This window comes from Sphingomonas sp. BK481 (assembly GCF_014194875.1).
Classification (GTDB): Bacteria; Pseudomonadota; Alphaproteobacteria; order Sphingomonadales; family Sphingomonadaceae; genus Sphingomonas; species Sphingomonas aerolata.
Window position 1 is genome coordinate 173,538 of record NZ_JACIAP010000003.1, and the last position, 17,789, is coordinate 191,326.

At 67.7% G+C, this 17,789-nt stretch carries 19 protein-coding genes; 14 read left to right on the forward strand and 5 right to left on the reverse strand.

Going from position 1 to position 17,789, the window contains the following annotated elements; all coding sequences use genetic code 11:
• Nucleotides 1-2 precede the first annotated feature (2 nt).
• Genes FHY04_RS07050 through FHY04_RS07065 form a run of 4 tightly spaced genes read left to right on the forward strand, consistent with a single transcriptional unit; the run spans nt 3 to nt 2,315 of the window.
• Nucleotides 3-899: a tetratricopeptide repeat protein gene (locus tag FHY04_RS07050; RefSeq protein ID WP_183936169.1), complete on the forward strand. Its 897-nt coding sequence runs from the start codon at nt 3-5 to the stop codon at nt 897-899.
• Complete coding sequence (locus tag FHY04_RS07055) at nt 896-1,498, forward strand: LON peptidase substrate-binding domain-containing protein (RefSeq protein ID WP_031395355.1); 603 nt, start codon at nt 896-898, stop codon at nt 1,496-1,498. Before FHY04_RS07050 ends, FHY04_RS07055 begins: the two co-directional genes overlap by 4 nt.
• A complete protein-coding gene (locus FHY04_RS07060) occupies nt 1,495-1,683 on the forward strand; it encodes a Trm112 family protein (protein WP_056406620.1) in 189 nt (62 codons plus the stop codon). Before FHY04_RS07055 ends, FHY04_RS07060 begins: the two co-directional genes overlap by 4 nt.
• On the forward strand, nt 1,683-2,315 hold the full coding sequence (locus FHY04_RS07065) for a DUF2238 domain-containing protein (RefSeq protein WP_183935958.1): 633 nt from the start codon (nt 1,683-1,685) through the stop codon (nt 2,313-2,315). The genes FHY04_RS07060 and FHY04_RS07065 overlap by 1 nt, the downstream gene beginning before the upstream one ends.
• Here the strand turns inward: FHY04_RS07065 and FHY04_RS07070 are convergent.
• Nucleotides 2,297-3,511 carry a UbiH/UbiF/VisC/COQ6 family ubiquinone biosynthesis hydroxylase gene (locus tag FHY04_RS07070; protein ID WP_107931099.1) on the reverse strand — a complete coding sequence of 405 codons (1,215 nt, stop codon included), beginning with the start codon at nt 3,509-3,511 and terminating at the stop codon, nt 2,297-2,299. The two genes, FHY04_RS07065 and FHY04_RS07070, sit on opposite strands and share 19 nt — an antisense overlap.
• Nucleotides 3,512-3,654: 143 nt before the next feature.
• On the opposite strand from FHY04_RS07070, the gene FHY04_RS07075 reads away from it, so the two are divergent.
• The 5 genes from FHY04_RS07075 (at nt 3,655) to FHY04_RS07095 (ending at nt 9,406) form a co-directional block, all read left to right on the forward strand.
• The gene (locus FHY04_RS07075; protein ID WP_183935959.1) at nt 3,655-5,970 is read left to right on the forward strand and encodes a DNA translocase FtsK; all 2,316 of its coding nucleotides are present in this window, start codon (nt 3,655-3,657) and stop codon (nt 5,968-5,970) included.
• Between the two features lie 210 nt (nt 5,971-6,180).
• Nucleotides 6,181-6,801 carry an outer membrane lipoprotein carrier protein LolA gene (locus FHY04_RS07080; protein WP_031395416.1) on the forward strand — a complete coding sequence of 207 codons (621 nt, stop codon included), beginning with the start codon at nt 6,181-6,183 and terminating at the stop codon, nt 6,799-6,801.
• Nucleotides 6,802-7,062: 261 nt separating this feature from the next.
• A complete protein-coding gene (locus FHY04_RS07085) occupies nt 7,063-7,845 on the forward strand; it encodes an exodeoxyribonuclease III (protein ID WP_056406626.1) in 783 nt (260 codons plus the stop codon).
• Entirely contained in the window at nt 7,842-8,897 is a 1,056-nt protein-coding gene (gene ribA, locus FHY04_RS07090; RefSeq protein ID WP_260171376.1) for a GTP cyclohydrolase II, read from the forward strand. The genes FHY04_RS07085 and ribA overlap by 4 nt, the downstream gene beginning before the upstream one ends.
• Complete coding sequence (locus tag FHY04_RS07095) at nt 8,894-9,406, forward strand: YdcF family protein (protein ID WP_051916637.1); 513 nt, start codon at nt 8,894-8,896, stop codon at nt 9,404-9,406. The genes ribA and FHY04_RS07095 overlap by 4 nt, the downstream gene beginning before the upstream one ends.
• On the opposite strand, the gene FHY04_RS07100 is transcribed toward FHY04_RS07095, so the two are convergent.
• Together FHY04_RS07100 and FHY04_RS07105 are read right to left on the reverse strand one after the other, a co-directional pair.
• The gene (locus FHY04_RS07100; protein ID WP_183935960.1) at nt 9,403-10,086 is read right to left on the reverse strand and encodes an HAD family phosphatase; all 684 of its coding nucleotides are present in this window, start codon (nt 10,084-10,086) and stop codon (nt 9,403-9,405) included. The two genes, FHY04_RS07095 and FHY04_RS07100, sit on opposite strands and share 4 nt — an antisense overlap.
• Nucleotides 10,083-10,781 carry a YggS family pyridoxal phosphate-dependent enzyme gene (locus FHY04_RS07105; protein WP_260171377.1) on the reverse strand — a complete coding sequence of 233 codons (699 nt, stop codon included), beginning with the start codon at nt 10,779-10,781 and terminating at the stop codon, nt 10,083-10,085. Before FHY04_RS07105 ends, FHY04_RS07100 begins: the two co-directional genes overlap by 4 nt.
• 58 nt (nt 10,782-10,839) lie before the next feature.
• On the opposite strand from FHY04_RS07105, the gene FHY04_RS07110 reads away from it, so the two are divergent.
• Entirely contained in the window at nt 10,840-11,316 is a 477-nt protein-coding gene (locus FHY04_RS07110; RefSeq protein ID WP_260171378.1) for a thiamine phosphate synthase, read from the forward strand.
• A gap of 43 nt (nt 11,317-11,359) precedes the next feature.
• Here the strand turns inward: FHY04_RS07110 and FHY04_RS07115 are convergent, their stop codons facing one another.
• Nucleotides 11,360-12,070 (reverse strand): hypothetical protein, encoded by a 711-nt coding sequence (locus FHY04_RS07115; protein ID WP_234387526.1) that lies wholly within the window; start codon nt 12,068-12,070, stop codon nt 11,360-11,362.
• A 247-nt stretch (nt 12,071-12,317) separates the two neighbouring features.
• Between FHY04_RS07115 and FHY04_RS07120 the strand changes: the two genes are divergently transcribed.
• From FHY04_RS07120 to holA, 4 genes are read left to right on the forward strand one after another with little or no spacing between them, the layout of a single operon-like run.
• Complete coding sequence (locus tag FHY04_RS07120; RefSeq protein WP_031396163.1) at nt 12,318-12,749, forward strand: DUF3576 domain-containing protein; 432 nt, start codon at nt 12,318-12,320, stop codon at nt 12,747-12,749.
• Nucleotides 12,750-12,759: 10 nt separating this feature from the next.
• Nucleotides 12,760-15,273, forward strand: a complete 2,514-nt coding sequence (gene leuS, locus FHY04_RS07125; protein ID WP_183935962.1) for a leucine--tRNA ligase — start codon at nt 12,760-12,762, stop codon at nt 15,271-15,273.
• Nucleotides 15,270-15,791 carry an LPS assembly lipoprotein LptE gene (lptE, locus tag FHY04_RS07130; RefSeq protein WP_183935963.1) on the forward strand — a complete coding sequence of 174 codons (522 nt, stop codon included), beginning with the start codon at nt 15,270-15,272 and terminating at the stop codon, nt 15,789-15,791. Before leuS ends, lptE begins: the two co-directional genes overlap by 4 nt.
• Nucleotides 15,788-16,807: a DNA polymerase III subunit delta gene (holA, locus tag FHY04_RS07135; RefSeq protein WP_183935964.1), complete on the forward strand. Its 1,020-nt coding sequence runs from the start codon at nt 15,788-15,790 to the stop codon at nt 16,805-16,807. The genes lptE and holA overlap by 4 nt, the downstream gene beginning before the upstream one ends.
• A gap of 70 nt (nt 16,808-16,877) precedes the next feature.
• Here the strand turns inward: holA and FHY04_RS07140 are convergent, their stop codons facing one another.
• Entirely contained in the window at nt 16,878-17,789 is a 912-nt protein-coding gene (locus tag FHY04_RS07140) for a ParB/RepB/Spo0J family partition protein (RefSeq protein ID WP_183935965.1), read from the reverse strand.

Below are 17,789 nucleotides of genomic sequence, written 5' to 3' on the forward strand. Positions count from 1 at the left end.
GAATGTCGCCTGCCGAGAAGGACGCCGTCGAGGCGTTCCGTCGCGATGTCGTCGAACCGTCGATGACGAAACTCGTGATCATCGACTTCTGGGCGGAATGGTGCGGGCCGTGCAAGGCGCTCGGGCCGACGCTCGAAAAGGTCGCCGCGGATTATGCGGACACGGGTGTCGTGCTGGCGAAGGTCGATACCGACAAGAACCAGTTCATTGCCGCGCAATTCCAGATCAAGTCGATCCCGACCGTCTATGCGATGTACCAGGGGCAGCTGGTCGCCGACATGACCAGCGCGCGCACCGATTCGCAGCTGCGCGTGATCCTCGATCAGTTGCTCAAGCAGCTGCCGATCGAAGCGGAGGCCAATACCGACGCCCCCGACATCGAACCGCTGATCGCGATGGGTGAGGAGGTTCTTGCCGATGGTGATGGGGAGCGTGCGCTGGGGATCTTCCGCCAGATCGCCGACATGGCGCCCGAGCACCCCGCGGTCCATGCCGGCTTCGTCCGCGCGCTCGTCCTGACCGGGCAGCTCGATGAGGCGGCCGACTGGCTTGCGAACCTAGACCCCGCGATCGCCAAGGATCCGGCGATCCACCGCGCGCAGGCCGCGCTGGCGCTGGCCCAGTCCGCACCCCCGGTCGCCGACCTGTCGCCACTGATCGCCGCGGTCGAGGCAGCACCAGACGATTTGGCCGCGCGCTTCGCACTCGCAAACGGCCAGATGGCGGCGAACGACCGCGATGCCGCCGCGGACAGCTTCCTCGCCATCATCGCCGCGGATCGCGACTGGAACGAGAGCGCCGCGCGGACGCAGCTGCTTAAATTGTTCGAGGTGGTGGGCCTCGAGGATCCCTGGGTCTCTGGACAGCGGCGGCGCCTGTCTGCGATCCTGTTCGGATGACGACCCGGCTCTCCATCTTCCCCCTGCCCGGCGCGCTGCTCTTCCCGGGCATGCAGTTGCCGCTGCACCTGTTCGAGCCGCGCTATCGGGCGATGATCAGCGATGCGATGGCGCGCGATCGGCGGATCGGCATGATCCAGCCGCGCGGCGATGATGGAGAGCTCTACGCGCTGGGCTGCGTCGGCAAGATCGCCGAAGTCGAGGCGCTGGAGGACGGGCGGTACAATGTCGTGCTGGAGGGCGTCGCAATGTTCCGCATCGTCCGCGAACTCGATGTCACCACGCCTTTCCGCCAGGTCGAGGCCGAACTGCTGCCGGTGATCGAGGATGACACGCTGTCGCTCGGCCGACGCTCGTCGCTCGAACTCGAATCACGCCGCTTCGCCGACGTGCAGGGCTATGCGGTCGACTGGGACGCGGTCGCGCGGCTCGACGACGAGAGCCTGGTCAACGGTATTGCGCAGATCGCCCCGTTCGATTCCGCCGCCAAGCAGGCGCTGCTCGAGGCCCCCGACATCGAAACGCGCGCCGAACTGATCATCCAGCTGATGCAGTTTTTCGGGCGACACGACGGCGACGAACAGGTGACGCTGCAATGAGCGGGCTCGATCCCTGGCTGCTCGAACGCCTCGTCTGTCCGGTGTCGCGCACGCCCCTGCGCTACGACGAGGCCGCGCAGGAGCTGATCTCCGATGCCGCCGGGCTCGCCTATCCGATCCGTGACGGCGTGCCGGTGATGCTGGTCGAAGAGGCGCGGCCAATCGATGGTGTCGCAACCGCCTGATGGCGAAACCCGACCGCCGCCTCGTCATTCTCGGGGTGGCCTGGAGCATCGGGCTCGCGGCATCGGGATGGTCGCCCTTCGACCGCGCCACCTGGTGGATGGAAGTGGCGCCCGTCCTGATCGCCTTTCCGATCCTGGTGGCGCTGCGTCACCGGTTCGCCTTCACCCCTTTGGCGCTGGTCCTGATCGCGTTTCGTGGCTTCGTGCTGACGCTGGGTGGCGCCTATAGCTATGCCCGCGTCCCGGTCGGTTTCATGGTGCAGGACTGGCTGCACCTCGCGCGCAATCCCTATGACCGGTTCGGTCACCTGATTCAGGGGTTCGTCCCCGCGATCGTACTGCGCGAGCTGTTGATCCGGGGTCGGCATATCGCGTCGCCACGGGTGCTGACCGTCACCGTGCTCGCCTATTGCCTCGCCATCAGCGCGTTGTACGAACTGATCGAATTCGGCGCGGCGGTTTCGCTCGGCGAGGGCGCGGACGCGTTTCTCGGCACGCAGGGCGACCCCTGGGATACGCAGTGGGACATGCTGATGTGCCTGATCGGCGCCGCGCTCGCCGTCATGCTGCTGTCCCGCCCGCACGATCGCCAGATCGCGCGGACGGGTGATGGTCAGATCGTCAGGCCCTGAAGCAGCTTGGGCAGGTCGCCGCTCTCGCCGCGCGCCTCTGCCATGAAGCGATCCTTGAGCGGCGGTAGCGCGTTGACCGCGCTGATGCCGAAGCGGCGCACCGCACTCGCGGTCTTGCCGGGCATGCCGAACAACCGGGTCAGCGTGTCGGTCGCGGCGGCGGTCATGAACGTGTCGAGCCCGCGCCAGCGCTGGTAACGCGCGAGCAGCGCCGCGTCGCCGAGGTCGAGGCCGAGGCGTTTGCCCTCGACCAGCACCTCGGCGAGCGTCGCCACGTCGCGAAAGCCGAGATTGAGCCCCTGTCCGGCGATCGGATGGATGCCGTGCGCCGCATCACCGACCAGCGCCAGCCGCGTGTCGGTAATGCGCGCCGCGTGCTGAAAGCCGAGCGGATAGGAGGAGCGCGGCGTCAGCGTCGACAGCTCGCCGAGAAAGCCGCCCATGCGCTTGCTCGCCTCGGCGAGGAAGGCGCGGTCGCCCATCTTGAGCATCCCCGCGGCGTTCTTCGTGTCGACCGTCCACACGATCGCCGAGCGATGCCCCTCCGCATCGTCGGGCAGCGGCAGCAGCGCAAACGGGCCGCTGGCGTAGAAGATCTCGTAGGCGACATCCTCATGCGAGCGTTCGTGATGAAAGGCGGCGATGATCGCGGTGTGATCATAGGACCAGTGCGCCATCGTGATCCCGGCGGCCTCGCGCGTCGGCGACTTGCGCCCCTCGGCCACGACGACCAGCGGCGCGCGGACCACCGCACCCGAATCAAGCGTCGCGGTCACCCCCGCGGCACTGCGGTCAAGGTCGGTCGCGCGCGTCATCATCCGCAGGTCGACATGCGCCGCCGCGCTCGCGGCATCGAACAGCGTGTGACGGAGCAGCTTGTTCTCGTACATCGTGCCCAGCGCGCCGTCGTCCGCAGCGGGGACGAAATCGAGCTTGCCCGGTTCCAGCCCGTCGCTGACGCGGATCTGGCGGATCGCGCAGCCCTGCCCCGCCAACGTCGCGCCGACGCCGATCGCATCGAGCATCCGGTGGCTCGCGCTCGCGACGGCCGAAGCCCGGCCATCGAAGCCCGGCGCCAGCGTGACCGCGGGGTCCGCCGGATCGATCACGATCGTCGAGATGCCGTGCACGTCGAGCGCCACGGCGAGCGTCGCACCGACCAGCCCGCCACCGAGGATGAGTACATCTGTGTCCATGATGCCGCTCTATCCCGCCCGCCCGCCGCTGCCAACGACGATCCGGGGTCGCTTTAACCCGTGTTGTCGCGTGCTCGCCTTGACGTCGGACCCGCCCGGCGCGATGAAAAGTCGGATTTTCGCACATTGAAGGATTTGAGGTCATGGCCAGCCGCGCGCAGCCAGCCTTATGGCGTGAGACGGTAAAGGCGGGAGCGGTGCGCAGCGGCGCGCTGATCGCCGCGATCGCGCTGTTCGTCGCGACGTTGCTGATGGCGCTGGCGCTGGCCAGCTATCATGCCAGCGATCCGGCGCTGAACACCGCGTCGGGCGGCTATCCGGCCAACCTGATCGGCCCGCCGGGCGCGTGGTTCGCCGATATCGCGCTGTCGCTGTTCGGCCCCGCCGTCGCGCTGCTGCTGCCGGTCGGGCCGATCCTCGCGATGCGGCTGTGGCGCGACCTGCCGGTCGGACGCTGGGCACGGATGCTGCGCGGTGCGGCGCTCGGCGTCGCGCTGATGGCCAGCGCGCTTGCCTTCGTGTCCGATGCGTCGGTGCTCGCCCTTCCTGCAGGCTGGGGTGGCATCATCGGCCTGTCGGTCGCCAATGCGGTGCATTGGGGTCTTGGTTTCCTGGGCCAGCCGGTCGCCGAACTCTGGTCGGCGCGCGCCGTCGGGCTCGTCGCCGCGATCGCGGGTGCGATCATCTGGGGCAAGAGCATCGAGATCGATCTGGGCGAGCGCAAGTGGCGCTTCCGGCGCAACCGGATCCCGGCGCTCGGCTATGATGACGGTGCCGACGGCTATATCGGCGGACCGGAGGACGAGGACGAGCCGCTCACGCTGACGCGCAAGCCGGTCGAGCCGCGCGCGATCGCCGAACCCGATCCACGCCCCGCGCCCGTCATCGCCGACCGCCAGAACGCGCCGTCGCAGGCGAAACCCAAGGAACGCCAGCTCGACCTGCGCGACAACTACACGCTGCCGAGCGTCGACCTGCTGACGCCGTCGCCGCCGAGCCAGGGCAATGTCGTCGACAAGGCCGGGCTTGAACGCAACGCGCGGCTGCTGGAGAACGTGCTTGACGATTTCCACGTCAAGGGATCGATCATCGAGGTGCGGCCGGGCCCGGTCGTGACGATGTACGAGCTCGAGCCCGCGCCCGGCATCAAGGCGAGCCGCGTGATCGCGCTGGCCGACGATATCGCGCGCAACATGTCGGCGATCTCCGCACGCGTCGCGGTGATCCCGGGACGCAACGTGATCGGCATCGAACTGCCCAATGCACGGCGCGAGGCGGTGTCGCTGCACGAGCTCGTCGGCAGCCAGACGTTCGAGGATCAGGCCGCGCAGCTGCCGATCATCCTGGGCAAGAACATCGCGGGCGATTCGGTGATCGCCGACCTCGCGCCGATGCCGCATCTGCTGGTCGCGGGTACGACGGGGTCGGGCAAGTCGGTCGGGCTCAACAGCATGATCCTGTCGCTGCTGTACAAGCTGACGCCGAACCAGTGCCGGATGATCATGATCGATCCGAAGATGCTCGAGCTGAGCATGTATGACGACATCCCGCATCTGCTGTCGCCGGTCGTGACCGATCCCGCCAAGGCGGTGCGCGCGCTGAAATGGGCGGTCGAGACGATGGAGGATCGCTATCGCCAGATGTCCTCCGTCGGCGTGCGCAGCCTCGCCGGCTTCAACGACAAGGTGCGTGGTGCCAAGGCCAAGGGGCAACCGCTGGGTCGGAAGGTGCAGACCGGCTATCACCCCGACACCGGCGCGCCGATGTACGAGGAGGAGAAGCTCGAATATGACGTGTTGCCGCAGATCGTGGTGATCGTCGACGAGCTGGCCGACCTGATGATGACCGCGGGCAAGGAGGTCGAATTCCTCATCCAGCGATTGGCGCAGAAGGCGCGCGCGGCGGGCATCCACCTGATCATGGCGACTCAGCGGCCGTCGGTCGACGTGATCACCGGCGTCATCAAGGCCAATCTGCCGACGCGCATCAGCTTCCACGTCACGTCGAAGATCGATTCGCGCACCATCCTCGGCGAACAGGGTGCCGAACAACTGCTCGGCAAGGGCGACATGCTCTACATGCCCGGCGGCAAGGGCATCGTCCGCGTCCACGGCCCGTTCGTCAGCGATGACGAGGTCCGGCTGGTGGCGGATCACTGGCGCTCGCAGGGCCTGCCGGATTACATCTCGTCGGTGACCGAGGAGCCCGAGGACGGCTTCACGCTCGAAGGCTCGCCGACCGGCGAGGATTCGGCGGAGGACCAGCAATATCGCAACGCCATCCAGCTGGTCTGCGAATCGCAAAAGGCGTCCACCTCGTGGCTGCAGCGGCAGTTGCGGATCGGCTACAACTCGGCCGCACGGTTGATCGAGCGGATGGAAAAGGACGGCATCGTCGGCCGGCCCGATCATGTCGGACGCCGCGAGGTCCTGCGAGATACCGAAGGGCATGCGATCTGAGGGCATGAGGGGGGGCGTCCAGCACACCCTGCCCGTCATCCCAGCGAAGGCTGGGGTCCAGAGCCCCAAGACCCGGCCTATGCGGCGCTGGATCCTGGGTCAGGCCCAGGATGACGCAGGCTCTGGCGGTGATGGCCCAATCCTCACGCATCCCAGTTCACAACCCGTTCAAGCCGGGCCCGGCATTGCCCGGCGTCCAAGGAGATTTCGATGTTCAACACCCGCCCCGCGGTGATCGCGACGATCGCCGCCCTCTCGGTCGCCGCCGTGCCGTCACCGATCGCCGCACAGGCGACCGGCGACCTCGCCGCCGTCCAGAAGCACCTGCAATCGGTCACGACGATGACCGCCGATTTTTCGCAGGCGGATCGCAACGGCAAGGTGCTGACCGGCGTGCTGACGCTCAAGAAGCCGGGCAAGCTGCGGTTTCAATATGAGAAGGGCGTGCCAATCCTGATCGTCGCCGAGGGCGGCGCGCTGACCTTCATCGACTATTCGGTGAAGCAGGTGCAGCGCTGGCCGATCAAGAATTCGCCTCTCGGCGTGCTGCTCGACCCGAGCCGCGACATCACGCGCTATGCCAAGCTGGTCCCCGGCTATGACAACCGCGTCGTCTCGGTCGAGGCGAACGACCCCAAGCACCCCGAATATGGCCGCATCACTTTAGTCTTCGCACGCGATGCCGCCGCCCCCGGCGGGCTGATGCTGCAGGGCTGGGTCGCGCTCGACAGCCAGAACAACCGGACCACCATCCGCCTGTCCAAGCAGAAATTCGGTGGACCGGTCAGCGACAACACCTTCCGGTGGAACGACCCGCGCCGGACGCGGTGAGCCTGGCCACCTCCTGAAAATGAACGGCATTGTCGTTTCATTCATCCCGGCGACAGGTTCCTGGCGCTAGGGGCTGAGTCGCGGATGTGGGGCATTCGGGATTTTTCCCCCTGTTGCCCGGATGGTGTCCCCATTGTCTGCCTGCGTGACGAACGCTGAGTCGGCCCTCGCTCCACGCCCCCGGAGCGGGGGTCTTTTCGTTGATCGGCACGCCGCCGCGCGATCCTTGTCGCCACCCCCACGCGGCGCTACATCGCACGCGTGAAAATCGTCTCCTGGAACATCAACTCGGTCCGCTTCCGGATCGCCATCGTCGAGCAGTTTCTGAAGGAAGCCGCGCCCGACATCCTGTGCCTCCAGGAAACCAAGGTCGTCGACGACGACTTCCCCTTCGAGACGTTCCGCGCGCTCGGCTATGAGCATATCGTGCTCCACGGCCAGCGCATGCATCACGGCGTCGCGATCCTGAGCAAGGTGCCGATCGTCGCCGACGACCGGTTCGACTGGCAGGCGAACAGCGAAGCCCGCCACGTCGGCGTGCGCCTGGAAAACGGCGTGCGGCTGGAGAATGTCTATATTCCCGCGGGCGGTGACGTCCCCGACCGCGACGCCAATCCGAAATTCGGCCAGAAGCTCGACTTTCTCGAACGGATGACGCGCTGGTCGGAAACGCTCAGCGGCCCGACGATCCTGGTCGGCGATTTCAACATCGCGCCGCTCGAGGCGGACGTCTGGAGCCACAAGCAGCTGCTCGATGTCGTCAGCCATACGCCCGTCGAGGTCGAGGCGCTGGCCCGGCTCCAGGCCGCGGGAAACTGGGTCGATCTTGGCCGCCGCTTCCATCCCGCCCCCGCGCGGCTGTTCACCTGGTGGAGCTACCGCGCGAAGGACTGGGCGACGTCCGATCGCGGGCGGCGGCTCGATCACATGTGGGCGACGGGCGCGGCCGCGGACGCCGCGATCGCGCATCACGTCTTCGAGCCGTGCCGCAGCTGGCTCAAGCCCTCCGACCATATCCCGATCCTGACCGAGTTCGCCTTTTGAGCGATCGCCCCAATCCGCGCGCTGCAGCCCGCGCGGTCGATGCCCTGCGCCGCGGCTGGCCGATCACGATCGACGGACTGACGTTGCTCGCGGTCGAGACGGCGGACGCGGACCGACTCGCGGCATTCGATCCGCCGGCGACCGGCGGGGTGCTGATCTCGTCGGGACGGGCGGTGACACTGAAGCTCGCCAATCAGCTCGAGGCGGCCGACCCGACCGCCCCCGTCCTCGTCGATCGCGCACCCTGGATCGACTTTCCCGCGGCGACCGCGCTTGCCGACCCGCAATTCGACCTCGCGACGCCGCTCAAGGGTCCGTTCCGCACCCTGCCCGTCCCCCATCCCGACGCAGCCGCGGCTGCGTTGCGGCTCGCGCGGATCGCCGGGCTGTTGCCCGCCTTCTTCCTGGGCAGTGGCGTGCCTGAGGCGACCGCGACCGCCGCCGATATCGATGCGCATGAGGATGCGACCCGGCTGGTCATCGCGACCCGCGCACGCTTGCCGGTCGAGGGTGCGGAGGATGCCGAGATCGTCGCCTTCCGTTCGCCAGAAAGCGCCGACGAACACATCGCCCTCCTGATCGGGCAGCCGAACGGCGATGCCCCGCTCGTCCGGCTGCACAGTGAATGCCTGACCGGTGACGTGCTCGGCAGCCTCAAATGCGACTGCGGGCCGCAGCTCCATGCCGCGATTCACGCGATCCAGCACAGCGGCTGGGGCATATTGCTCTATCTGCGTCAGGAGGGGCGCGGCATCGGCCTGGTCAACAAGCTGCGCGCCTATGCGCTGCAGGATCAGGGGTTCGACACGGTCGACGCCAATACCCGGCTGGGCTTCGCGATCGATGCACGCGATTTCGGCGTTGCCGCGCGGATGCTGAGCCTGCTCGGCCAGAACCGGGTCCGGTTGCTCACCAACAATCCGGCCAAGGTCGCCGGACTCGAGGCGACTGGTGTGACGGTGGCGGAGCGCGTTCCCCATGCGCTGCCCGCCAATCCGCACAATGCCCGCTATCTCGCGACCAAGCGCGACCGCACCGGACATCAGCTTTGATCGATATACCTCCCTCGCGCCGGCTGATCGTCGTGTTCGGCGCCGCGGTGCGCGCGGATGGCAGCCCGAGCCCGACGCTTGAGCGACGGATCGCGTTCGCGGCAGCGGCGGCGGCGCGCTATACCGAGGCGGACCTGTTCTGTTCGGGCGCGATCGGCCGTCATGGTCCGTCGGAGGCGTCGGTGATGGCCGACCGGCTGGCCGAAACGGTCGATCGGTCGCGGATCCACCTCGATGAAGCCAGTCTCGATACGCTGCAAAGCGTGGTCGCAGCGACCCGGTTCGCCCGCGCGGGGCAGTATGCCCAGTGCATGATCTGCACCGACGGCTATCACCAGCCGCGCATCCGCATGTTGTTCGCGATGCTGGGGATGCCCGCCAGCGCGATCCACGTCCCGCATGGCGGCAGCCGCCGCTACCAGATCAAGATGCGCGCACGCGAGGCTGCGGCGATCCCCTATGACCTGGTGGCGGGCGTCGGCGCGATCCTGCGCAGGCGGCGGGCCTAGGCCCCCTCTCGCAGGACGCGCGCCACCGCGTCGAAATCGTCGGCCAGCGCATCGACGCCGATCGCCTTCAGCCGCGCGCCGTGGTCCGGCCCGCAATGCGACCCCGCCGACAGTCCGATGACATAGCCGCCCGAGGCCACCGCGCCGGTCGCGCCGACCGGGGAATCCTCGAGGATCGCGGTCCGGCCGATGTCGACGCCGAGCCGCTCGGCACCGTAGAGATAGAGGTCAGGCGCAGGCTTGCCGTTCGTGACATGCTCGCGGCCGCTGTAGAGATGATCGCCGAACGCGTCGCGCAGGCCGATATGGTCGAGGTGCCGCGCGATCCAGCGGGTCGGGCTCGACGAGACGATCGCCTTGGGCAGATCGGCCGGCAAGGCGCGGACGAAGGCGACCGCACCCGCGATCGCTTCGATACCGGCGGCCATCACGCGGTCATCCTCCGCCTTGCGCGCCGCGTAGAACGCCTCGGGCAGCGGCCGGTCGATCCAGCGCTCGATCGCGTCGACGAATTGCGGCCCGGCAAGCCCCATGAAGTTCGCCATCGACTCCTCCGGGGTGATCGGATGCCCCGCAGCGGTCAGCCATTCGGCGATATGACGGTTGCCGAGCGCCTCGCTGTCGATCAGCACCCCGTCGAAATCGAACAGCAGCGCGTCGAACCGGACTGCGCCGGTCATGCGCGATGCCCCCGCGCGCCGAACAGCGCGCTGCCGATCCGGACGTGCGTCGCGCCGATCGTCACCGCGGTCTCGAAGTCGTCGGACATGCCCATGCTCAGCCCCGACAGCCCGCAATCGCGCGCAAGCTTTGCCAGCAGCGCGAAATAGGGTGCGGGCTCGACATCCGCGGGGGGCAGGCACATCAGCCCCGCAACCGGCAGGTCGGCCGCGCGGGCCGCGTCGAGCAACGCGGGCAGGTCGGCGATTGCACAGCCTCCCTTTTGCGGCTCATCACCGATATTCACCTGAAGATAGCAGTCGGGGCGCCGCCCGCTCTCGCGCATCGCCTTGCCAAGTACGGTGACCAGCGACGGACGATCTACGACATGAATGCAGTCGAACAGCGCGACCGCGTCGGCCGCCTTGTTCGACTGCAACTGCCCGATCAGGTGCAGGACGACGTCGGGGTACCGCGCCTTGAGCGATGGCCATTTGTCCGCCGCTTCCTGGACGCGATTCTCGCCGAATATCCGCTGACCCTGGTCGAGCAGGGGTTCGATCGCCGCCGCCGGATGAGTCTTCGACACCGCGATCAAGGCGACGTCCTCAGGCTTGCGACCGGCGATCTCGGCGGCCTTGGCGATCCGTGCGCGGATCTCGGCCAGGCGCTGCGCGCGGTCGGTTTCGTCGGTCATGCCGTTCGTGTCTGTCATGCGGGGCGCTATAGGCAGCAGGATGCCGCACCGAAACCCCGTCCCGCGCCTCTGGCTGATGACCGACGAGCGGATGGGCGAGGCGCTATGGCGTGCGCTGCAGTGTATTCCGCCTGGATCGGGGGTCGTGATCCGCCATTACCAGACGCCCCCGGCACAGCGTCGGGCGCTGGCGCTGCGCATCCGCCGCATCGCGCTGGCACGGCGGCTGGTGGTGGTCGCACGGCCCGGATTTGCCGGGATCGACGGCGTGCATGGCGCCGGCCGCAGCGCGAGCCTGCGGACCTGGCCCGCGCATGACCGGCGCGAGGCGATGCTCGGCGCGCGGGCCGGTGCCGACGCGCTGTTCGTGTCGCCGATCTATCCGACGCAGTCGCATCCGGGGGCGCCGGCGATCGGTCCCGCGGCTGCTCTGCAGGTTGCGCGCGGGCTCGGTCTACCGATGATCGCGCTGGGCGGCATGACCGCCGCACGGTGGCGGCGACTCAGGATGCTGGGCTTTCACGGCTGGGCCGCGATCGATGCATGGACGTGATGGGAGCAATTCGCGGCTCACCGCCGGTCATGCTGCGCCCGGATCAGAAGCGGAAGGCAGTACCGAGATAGACGGCCTGGCTGTCGCGACGATCGTCCTCGAGCCGAACGAACCGCTCACGGTCCGACCGATAGCGGACGCCGGCGGTTACATCGATGTTCCGCGTAAGTGAATAGGATCCGCCGAGATCGACCGAATAGCTCGGCGCATCCTCGACGAGACGCGGCGTATTGGCGAGCGGACGATCCGCCGCAGCCTTGACGCTGCCCGTGAACCGCTTGCCCGCATAGCTGACCGCGACATCGGCGGAGCTGCGACTGCCCGGCATCCCGGCCAGATCGACGCGTGCCAGATCGCCCGACACCGCGAACCGCTTCCAGCCGACCGACATGCCCAGATTATACGCGATCGGCGCCAATCCGACGGTCGGCGCGGTGCTGGTCGCGAGACGCGTGGTATCGATACCACGGTTGGTCTGCGCGCGGACAGCGACGGTGACGGCGCGATTGTCGCGACGCGTCTCAGCCGGGGTGAAGCGGAAGCTGCCGGCATCGAAGCCGCCGCGCGCGAACAGCGCCGCGAGCCGGGGGTCCGCCGCCGATGGGGTGAAGCCGCCCGTGCCGCGTACCGACAGCGCCGGGCGCTTGGCGATGCGGACCTGCTGTTCGGAGGCGCCGAACGCGGGCGCGACGAAGACCGCAGCGGCAGCAGCCACTCCGGCGAACATCCCGACCATCACGCGCTTGGCGACCAAAACAACAACTCCCTGCGAATCTTTTATAGACGAATCTTGTTACGATTCCTTCGCTGAACGGCAGCTAACACAGATCGATCCCCGTCAGCTATCCGCACCTAATGATTATCCAAAGGTGTTGCATCAGACACACAGAACAGGTCGAACGCCGTGGTTGCCGGACGAATTGCCGACGCCCACCCCATCCTTGCGGGTCGCAGGCCCGCCCTGTAGAGGCTGACGACGATCTATTGCCAGGATGATGCCGATGTTCCGCCCGCGTACCGCCCTCGTGGTTCTCGCCGCTCTGCCGCTGGTTGCGTGCGGCGGCGGCAGCGCCCGTCCCAAGGCCGATCTGGCCGCGTCGAAGATCACCACGATCGGCGTCAACAGCTATCTCTGGCGCGCGACGCTCGACACGCTGAGCTTCATGCCGCTGCTTCAGACCGACTCCAATGGCGGCGTCATCGTCACCGACTGGTACGTCAACCCGCAGACCCCGGCCGAGCGGATGAAGGTAACGGTATCGATCCTCGACCAGGACCTGCGCGCCGATGCCGTGCGCGTCGCGGCACTGCGCGAGATCAACCGCAACGGCCAGTGGGTGTCTGCACCCGTCCAGGCGGCGACCACGCAGAAGCTCGAGGACATCATCCTGACCAAGGCCCGCGACCTGCGTCGCGCCTCGATCGCGGGCTGAGGGCGACATCATGGCGTCGCGTTTCAATGCGTTGAAGGCGGACGCGGCGTGGCAGAAGGTCTGGGACGAACGCAACACGTTCGCCGCCGACGACTCTTCGACCAAGCCGCGCTCGTACGTGCTCGAGATGTTCCCCTATCCGTCGGGGCGCATCCATATGGGGCATGTCCGGAACTACACGATGGGGGACGTGCTCGCGCGCTTCCGTCGGATGAAGGGCATGGAAGTGCTCCATCCGATGGGCTGGGACGCGTTCGGCATGCCCGCCGAGAACGCGGCGATGGAAAAGGGCGTGCATCCGGGCAACTGGACGCGCGCCAACATCGTGACGATGAAGGCGCAGCTGAAGCGCCTCGGCTTCGCGCTGGACTGGACGCGCGAGCTGGCGACGTGCGAGCCTGACTATTACGGGCACGAGCAGGCGCTGTTCCTCGACCTGTTCGCGGCAGGGCTGGTCTACCGCAAGGAATCGGCGGTCAACTGGGATCCGGTCGATATGACCGTGCTCGCCAACGAGCAGGTGATCGACGGGCGCGGCTGGCGCTCGGGCGCGCTGGTCGAGCGGCGCAAGCTGTCGCAGTGGTTCTTGAAGATTACCGATTTCGCCGACGAACTGGTCGACGGCCTCGGCGCGCTCGAGCATTGGCCCGACAAGGTCAAGCTGATGCAGGAGAACTGGATCGGCCGCAGCCAGGGGTTGCAGTTCAAGTTCGCGCTGGCGGGCAATGCGACCGGCATCGGCTCGGTCGAGGTGTTCACGACGCGTCCCGACACGATGTTCGGGTCGAGCTTCGTCGCGGTCGCTGCGGATCATCCGATCGCGCGCGCCATCGCCGAGACGAACCCCGATGCGGCTGCGTTCATCGAACTCTGCAAGCGTGGCGGCACCACCGCGGCCGAACTCGACACGCAGGAGAAGCTGGGCTTCGACACCGGGATCCGCTCGACGCATCCGCTCGACCAGAGCTGGGAGCTCCCGGTCTACATCGCGAACTTCGTGCTGATGGAATATGGCACCGGCGCGGTGTTCGGCGTGCCCGCGCACGACCAGCGCGATCTGGATTTCGCGCGCAAATACGACCTGCCGGTCAAGCGCGTCGTCAGCGAAGGCGATGACGAGGCCCCCGTGTTCGTTGGCGACACCGCCTGGACGGGCGCCGGCAATCTCGTGAACTCGCACTTCCTCGACGGAATGGACATCGAGGACGCCAAGCGCACCGTGATCGAGCGCGCCGAGGGCGAAGGCTGGGGCAAGGGTACGACCGTGTTCCGCTTGCGCGACTGGGGCGTCAGCCGCCAGCGTTACTGGGGCACGCCGATCCCGATCATCCACTGCGACGCGTGCGGTGCGGTGCCGGTGCCCAAGGACCAGCTGCCAATCGTCCTGCCCGAGGACGTGAGCTTCGACATCCCCGGCAACCCGCTCGATCGCCATCCGACGTGGAAGAACGTCCCCTGCCCTAGCTGTGGCGGGAATGCGCGACGCGAGACCGATACGCTCGACACGTTCGTCGATTCGTCGTGGTATTTCATCCGCTTCGCCAGCCAGCCGGACGCCAAGCCGTTCGACCGGACGGGCGCGGAGAAGTGGCTGCCGGTCAACCAGTATATCGGCGGCGTCGAGCATGCGATCCTGCATCTGCTCTACGCCCGCTTCTGGACGCGCGCGCTGAAGCATATCGGCATGCTCGACATCGCCGAGCCGTTCGCCGGGCTGTTCACGCAGGGCATGGTCACGCACGAGACGTACAAGTCCGCGGACGGCCGCTGGCTCGGCCCCGACGACGTGCGCGACGGCATCGAGATCGCGACGGGTGACGCGATCACCATCGGTCGTGTCGAGAAGATGTCGAAGTCGAAGAAGAACACCGTCGATCCCGAGCCGATCGTCGACCAATATGGCGCCGACGCGGTACGCTGGTTCGTGCTCTCCGACTCGCCGCCCGAGCGCGACCTTCCCTGGAGTGAATCGGGTATCGAAGGCGCGTGGCGGTTCGTCCAGCGTCTCTGGCGCCTGATCGAGGCCGACGGTGCCGCCAAGGCCGAGGGCGACGACATTGCCCTGCGCAAGCTGTGCCATCGCACCACCGTTGGTATCGAGAGCGATATCAATGGCTTGCAGTTCAACAAGGCGGTCGCGCGGCTCTACAGCCTGTGCAGCGCGATCGAGAAGGCATCGCCGTCCGCCGACCGCGAACAGGCGATCCGTACGTTGCTGCTGCTCGTCAGCCCGATGGTGCCGCACGTCGCCGAGGAAGCCTGGGCGACCGCGGGCAATGACGGCCTGATCGCCGACGCCGCGTGGCCCGCGGTCGATCCGGCGCTGCTGGTTGATGACGAGGTCACCATCGCGGTCCAGGTCAATGGCAAGCTGCGCGACACGCTCGTCTTCCCCAAGGGCGCGCCGAAGGACGAGGTCGAGGCGGCAGCGCTCGCCTCCGACAAGATCGTCCGCCTGCTCGAGGGCAAGCCGCCCCGGAAAGTGATCGTCGTGCCCGACCGCCTCGTGAACATCGTCGCATGATCCGGCGTGCGATCCTCGCCGGCGCGCTGGCGCTGCCGGCCGTGGCGCTCGGCGGGTGCGGGCTGCATCCGCTCTATTCGGGCGGTAGCAGCGGCGCGGTTGCCGGGACGCTCGGCCAGGTCGAGATCACGCCGATCGAGGGCAAGTCCGGGTGGCTGATGGCGACCGCGCTACGCGACCGGTTGCCGTCGAACGGCGCGGCGCCGCTGTATCGGATCGACATCCAGCTTGAGGACCAGATCAACGGCCTCGGCGTCCGTCGCGACGACAGCGTCTCGCGCGAACGCCGAATCCTGCGCGCGCGCTATCAGCTCGTCCGGATCGGCGACGGCACCGTGCTGCTCGACGCGACCGCAGGATCCGACGCCGGCATCGATGTCGTCCGGTCCGAATATGCCACGATCGCCGCGGAAAACACCGCGCTGGAACGTCTGTCGGGAATCGTCGCGGATCAGATCGTCGCGCGGATCGCGCTCTATGCGCAGCGGACCCCGCCGGCCCCCACGCCGGCCCCGTGAAGGCCAGCGCCAACCAGATCCGCGCCGCATTGACCAGGCCCGGCCCCGATATCCGTCTCTATCTCCTCCACGGCCCAGACGAGGCCGGCGCAAGCGACCTCGCCCGCACGCTAGCCAAGGCAATGGGACCCGATGCCGAGCGCGTCGATCTGGATGGCGCACAGCTCAGATCGGATCCCTCGCGGCTCGCCGACGAGGCGGCCGCCATGTCGCTCTTCGCCACCGCGCGTCACGTTCGCGTCGCCTCGGCTGGCGAGGAGAGCCTTGATGCTTTCACCACGCTTTTGAACGCCGATCGTGCGGGCAACCCGGTCGTCGCGATCGCACCCAGCGTCAAGACGAGTGCGAAGATCGTCAAGCTCGCACTCGAATCGCCGCGTGCGATGGCGTTCGCCTGCTACGCACCGACCGCCGCCGATGCGGAGCGGCTCGCCAGCACGATGGCGGGCGAACAGGGCCTGCGCCCCGCCCCCGGCGTCGCGCGTCGCCTCGTCGAGACCACCGGTGGCGACCGGGCGGTCATCGCACGAGAGATCGACAAGCTCGCGCTGTATCTCGACGCAAGCGCCGAACGACCGCATGATCTCGACCACGCCGCGCTCGATGCGATCGGCGCGGACCTCGGCGAGGCGGAGATGGGTCAGGCGATCGACGCGGCGATCGAGGGGCGTGTCGCCGATCTCGGGACCGAACTCGCGCGGCTCGAAGAAGCCGGCACTTCACCGATCCCGTGGCTGCGGCAGCTCGTCCGCAGGCTGATCGCGCTCGCCGAGATGCGCGGCGAGATCGATCGCGGCGAGTCGGTCGATGCCGTGATGAAGCGCCACCGCGTCTTCTTCCGCGACGAGGCACAGACCGCCAAGTCGCTCCGCCGCTGGTCGCCAGTGATGCTCGCTACGGCCATCGCCCGAGTCCGCACCGCCGAACGCGCGATCATGGCCCCGGGCAATCCCGGCGGGGTCGTCGCGGATGCCGCCATCGTCGCCCTTGCCCAGGCGATCGCGCGGAGAAACTAAAGTCCGCTTAATTCCCCCCGTTAGGCGGACGTAACGGAGGGGAGGACGCTAACCGCTCCGCCCCAGACGTTCAGATCGCCCCGCCCGTCAGCCGCTGGCACACCATGTCGAGCTGATCGAGCGTCGAATAACTCAGCGTCAGCGTGCCGCCCGTCTCACTATGCGCAACGCGCACCTGTAGACCCAGCAGATCGGCCAGCTGCCGCTCGAGCGCTGCGATATCCGCATCGGGGATCCGCGCCTCGTTCGCTGCGGCCGCGGTGCCCCCGCCCGACCGAGTCCGGCCCGGCTTGGCATCGCGCGCCAGCTTTTCGGTCTCGCGCACCGATAGGCCGCGGGCGATCACCTGGTCCGCCAGCGTCTCGACATCGGGCGAACCGAGCAGCGCGCGCGCATGGCCCATCGACAGCGATCCTTCGACCACCTGCGACTGAACCTGCGCAGGCAGTTCGAGCAGCCGCAACAGGTTGGCGACATGGCTGCGCGACTTATGGACGATCTTGGCCAGCACCTCCTGCGTATGGCCATATTCGCCCGCCAGCCGCTGATAGGCCTGCGCCTCCTCGATCGCGTTGAGATCCTCGCGCTGGATGTTCTCGATCAGCGCGATTTCGAGCGTTTCGGCGTCGTCGAAGTCGCGGACGACCACCGGGACCTCGTGCAGCCGCGCCCGTTGCGCCGCGCGCCAGCGGCGCTCGCCCGCGACGATCTGATAATCATGGCCGTGCGGCCGGACGATGATCGGCTGGATCAAGCCGCGTGCGGCGATCGAGGCGGCAAGCTCGCTCAGCATAGCCTCGTCGAAATGCCGGCGGGGCTGGTCCGGATGCGGCGACAGCGAACTGACCGGCAGCATGCGCACGCCGCTATTGGTCGGCGCATCACCGCTGGCGTTGACCGGCGCCTCGCGGGCCATCTCGCCGAGCAGCGCGTTCAGCCCGCGGCCAAGCCCCGGCCGGCCGCGCTTGGTACCTTCACTCAT

Coding starts and splice junctions, on each gene's coding strand:
- FHY04_RS07050 (WP_183936169.1), top strand. CDS start 3: ATGTCGCCTGCCGAGAAGGACGCCGTCGAGGCGTTCCGTCGCGATGTC.
- FHY04_RS07055 (WP_031395355.1), top strand. CDS start 896: ATGACGACCCGGCTCTCCATCTTCCCCCTGCCCGGCGCGCTGCTCTTC.
- FHY04_RS07060 (WP_056406620.1), top strand. CDS start 1,495: ATGAGCGGGCTCGATCCCTGGCTGCTCGAACGCCTCGTCTGTCCGGTG.
- FHY04_RS07065 (WP_183935958.1), top strand. CDS start 1,683: ATGGCGAAACCCGACCGCCGCCTCGTCATTCTCGGGGTGGCCTGGAGC.
- FHY04_RS07070 (WP_107931099.1), bottom strand. CDS start 3,511: ATGGACACAGATGTACTCATCCTCGGTGGCGGGCTGGTCGGTGCGACG.
- FHY04_RS07075 (WP_183935959.1), top strand. CDS start 3,655: ATGGCCAGCCGCGCGCAGCCAGCCTTATGGCGTGAGACGGTAAAGGCG.
- FHY04_RS07080 (WP_031395416.1), top strand. CDS start 6,181: ATGTTCAACACCCGCCCCGCGGTGATCGCGACGATCGCCGCCCTCTCG.
- FHY04_RS07100 (WP_183935960.1), bottom strand. CDS start 10,086: ATGACCGGCGCAGTCCGGTTCGACGCGCTGCTGTTCGATTTCGACGGG.
- FHY04_RS07105 (WP_260171377.1), bottom strand. CDS start 10,781: ATGACAGACACGAACGGCATGACCGACGAAACCGACCGCGCGCAGCGC.
- FHY04_RS07110 (WP_260171378.1), top strand. CDS start 10,840: ATGACCGACGAGCGGATGGGCGAGGCGCTATGGCGTGCGCTGCAGTGT.
- FHY04_RS07120 (WP_031396163.1), top strand. CDS start 12,318: ATGTTCCGCCCGCGTACCGCCCTCGTGGTTCTCGCCGCTCTGCCGCTG.
- leuS (WP_183935962.1), top strand. CDS start 12,760: ATGGCGTCGCGTTTCAATGCGTTGAAGGCGGACGCGGCGTGGCAGAAG.
- lptE (WP_183935963.1), top strand. CDS start 15,270: ATGATCCGGCGTGCGATCCTCGCCGGCGCGCTGGCGCTGCCGGCCGTG.
- FHY04_RS07140 (WP_183935965.1), bottom strand. CDS start 17,789: ATGAGTGAAGGTACCAAGCGCGGCCGGCCGGGGCTTGGCCGCGGGCTG.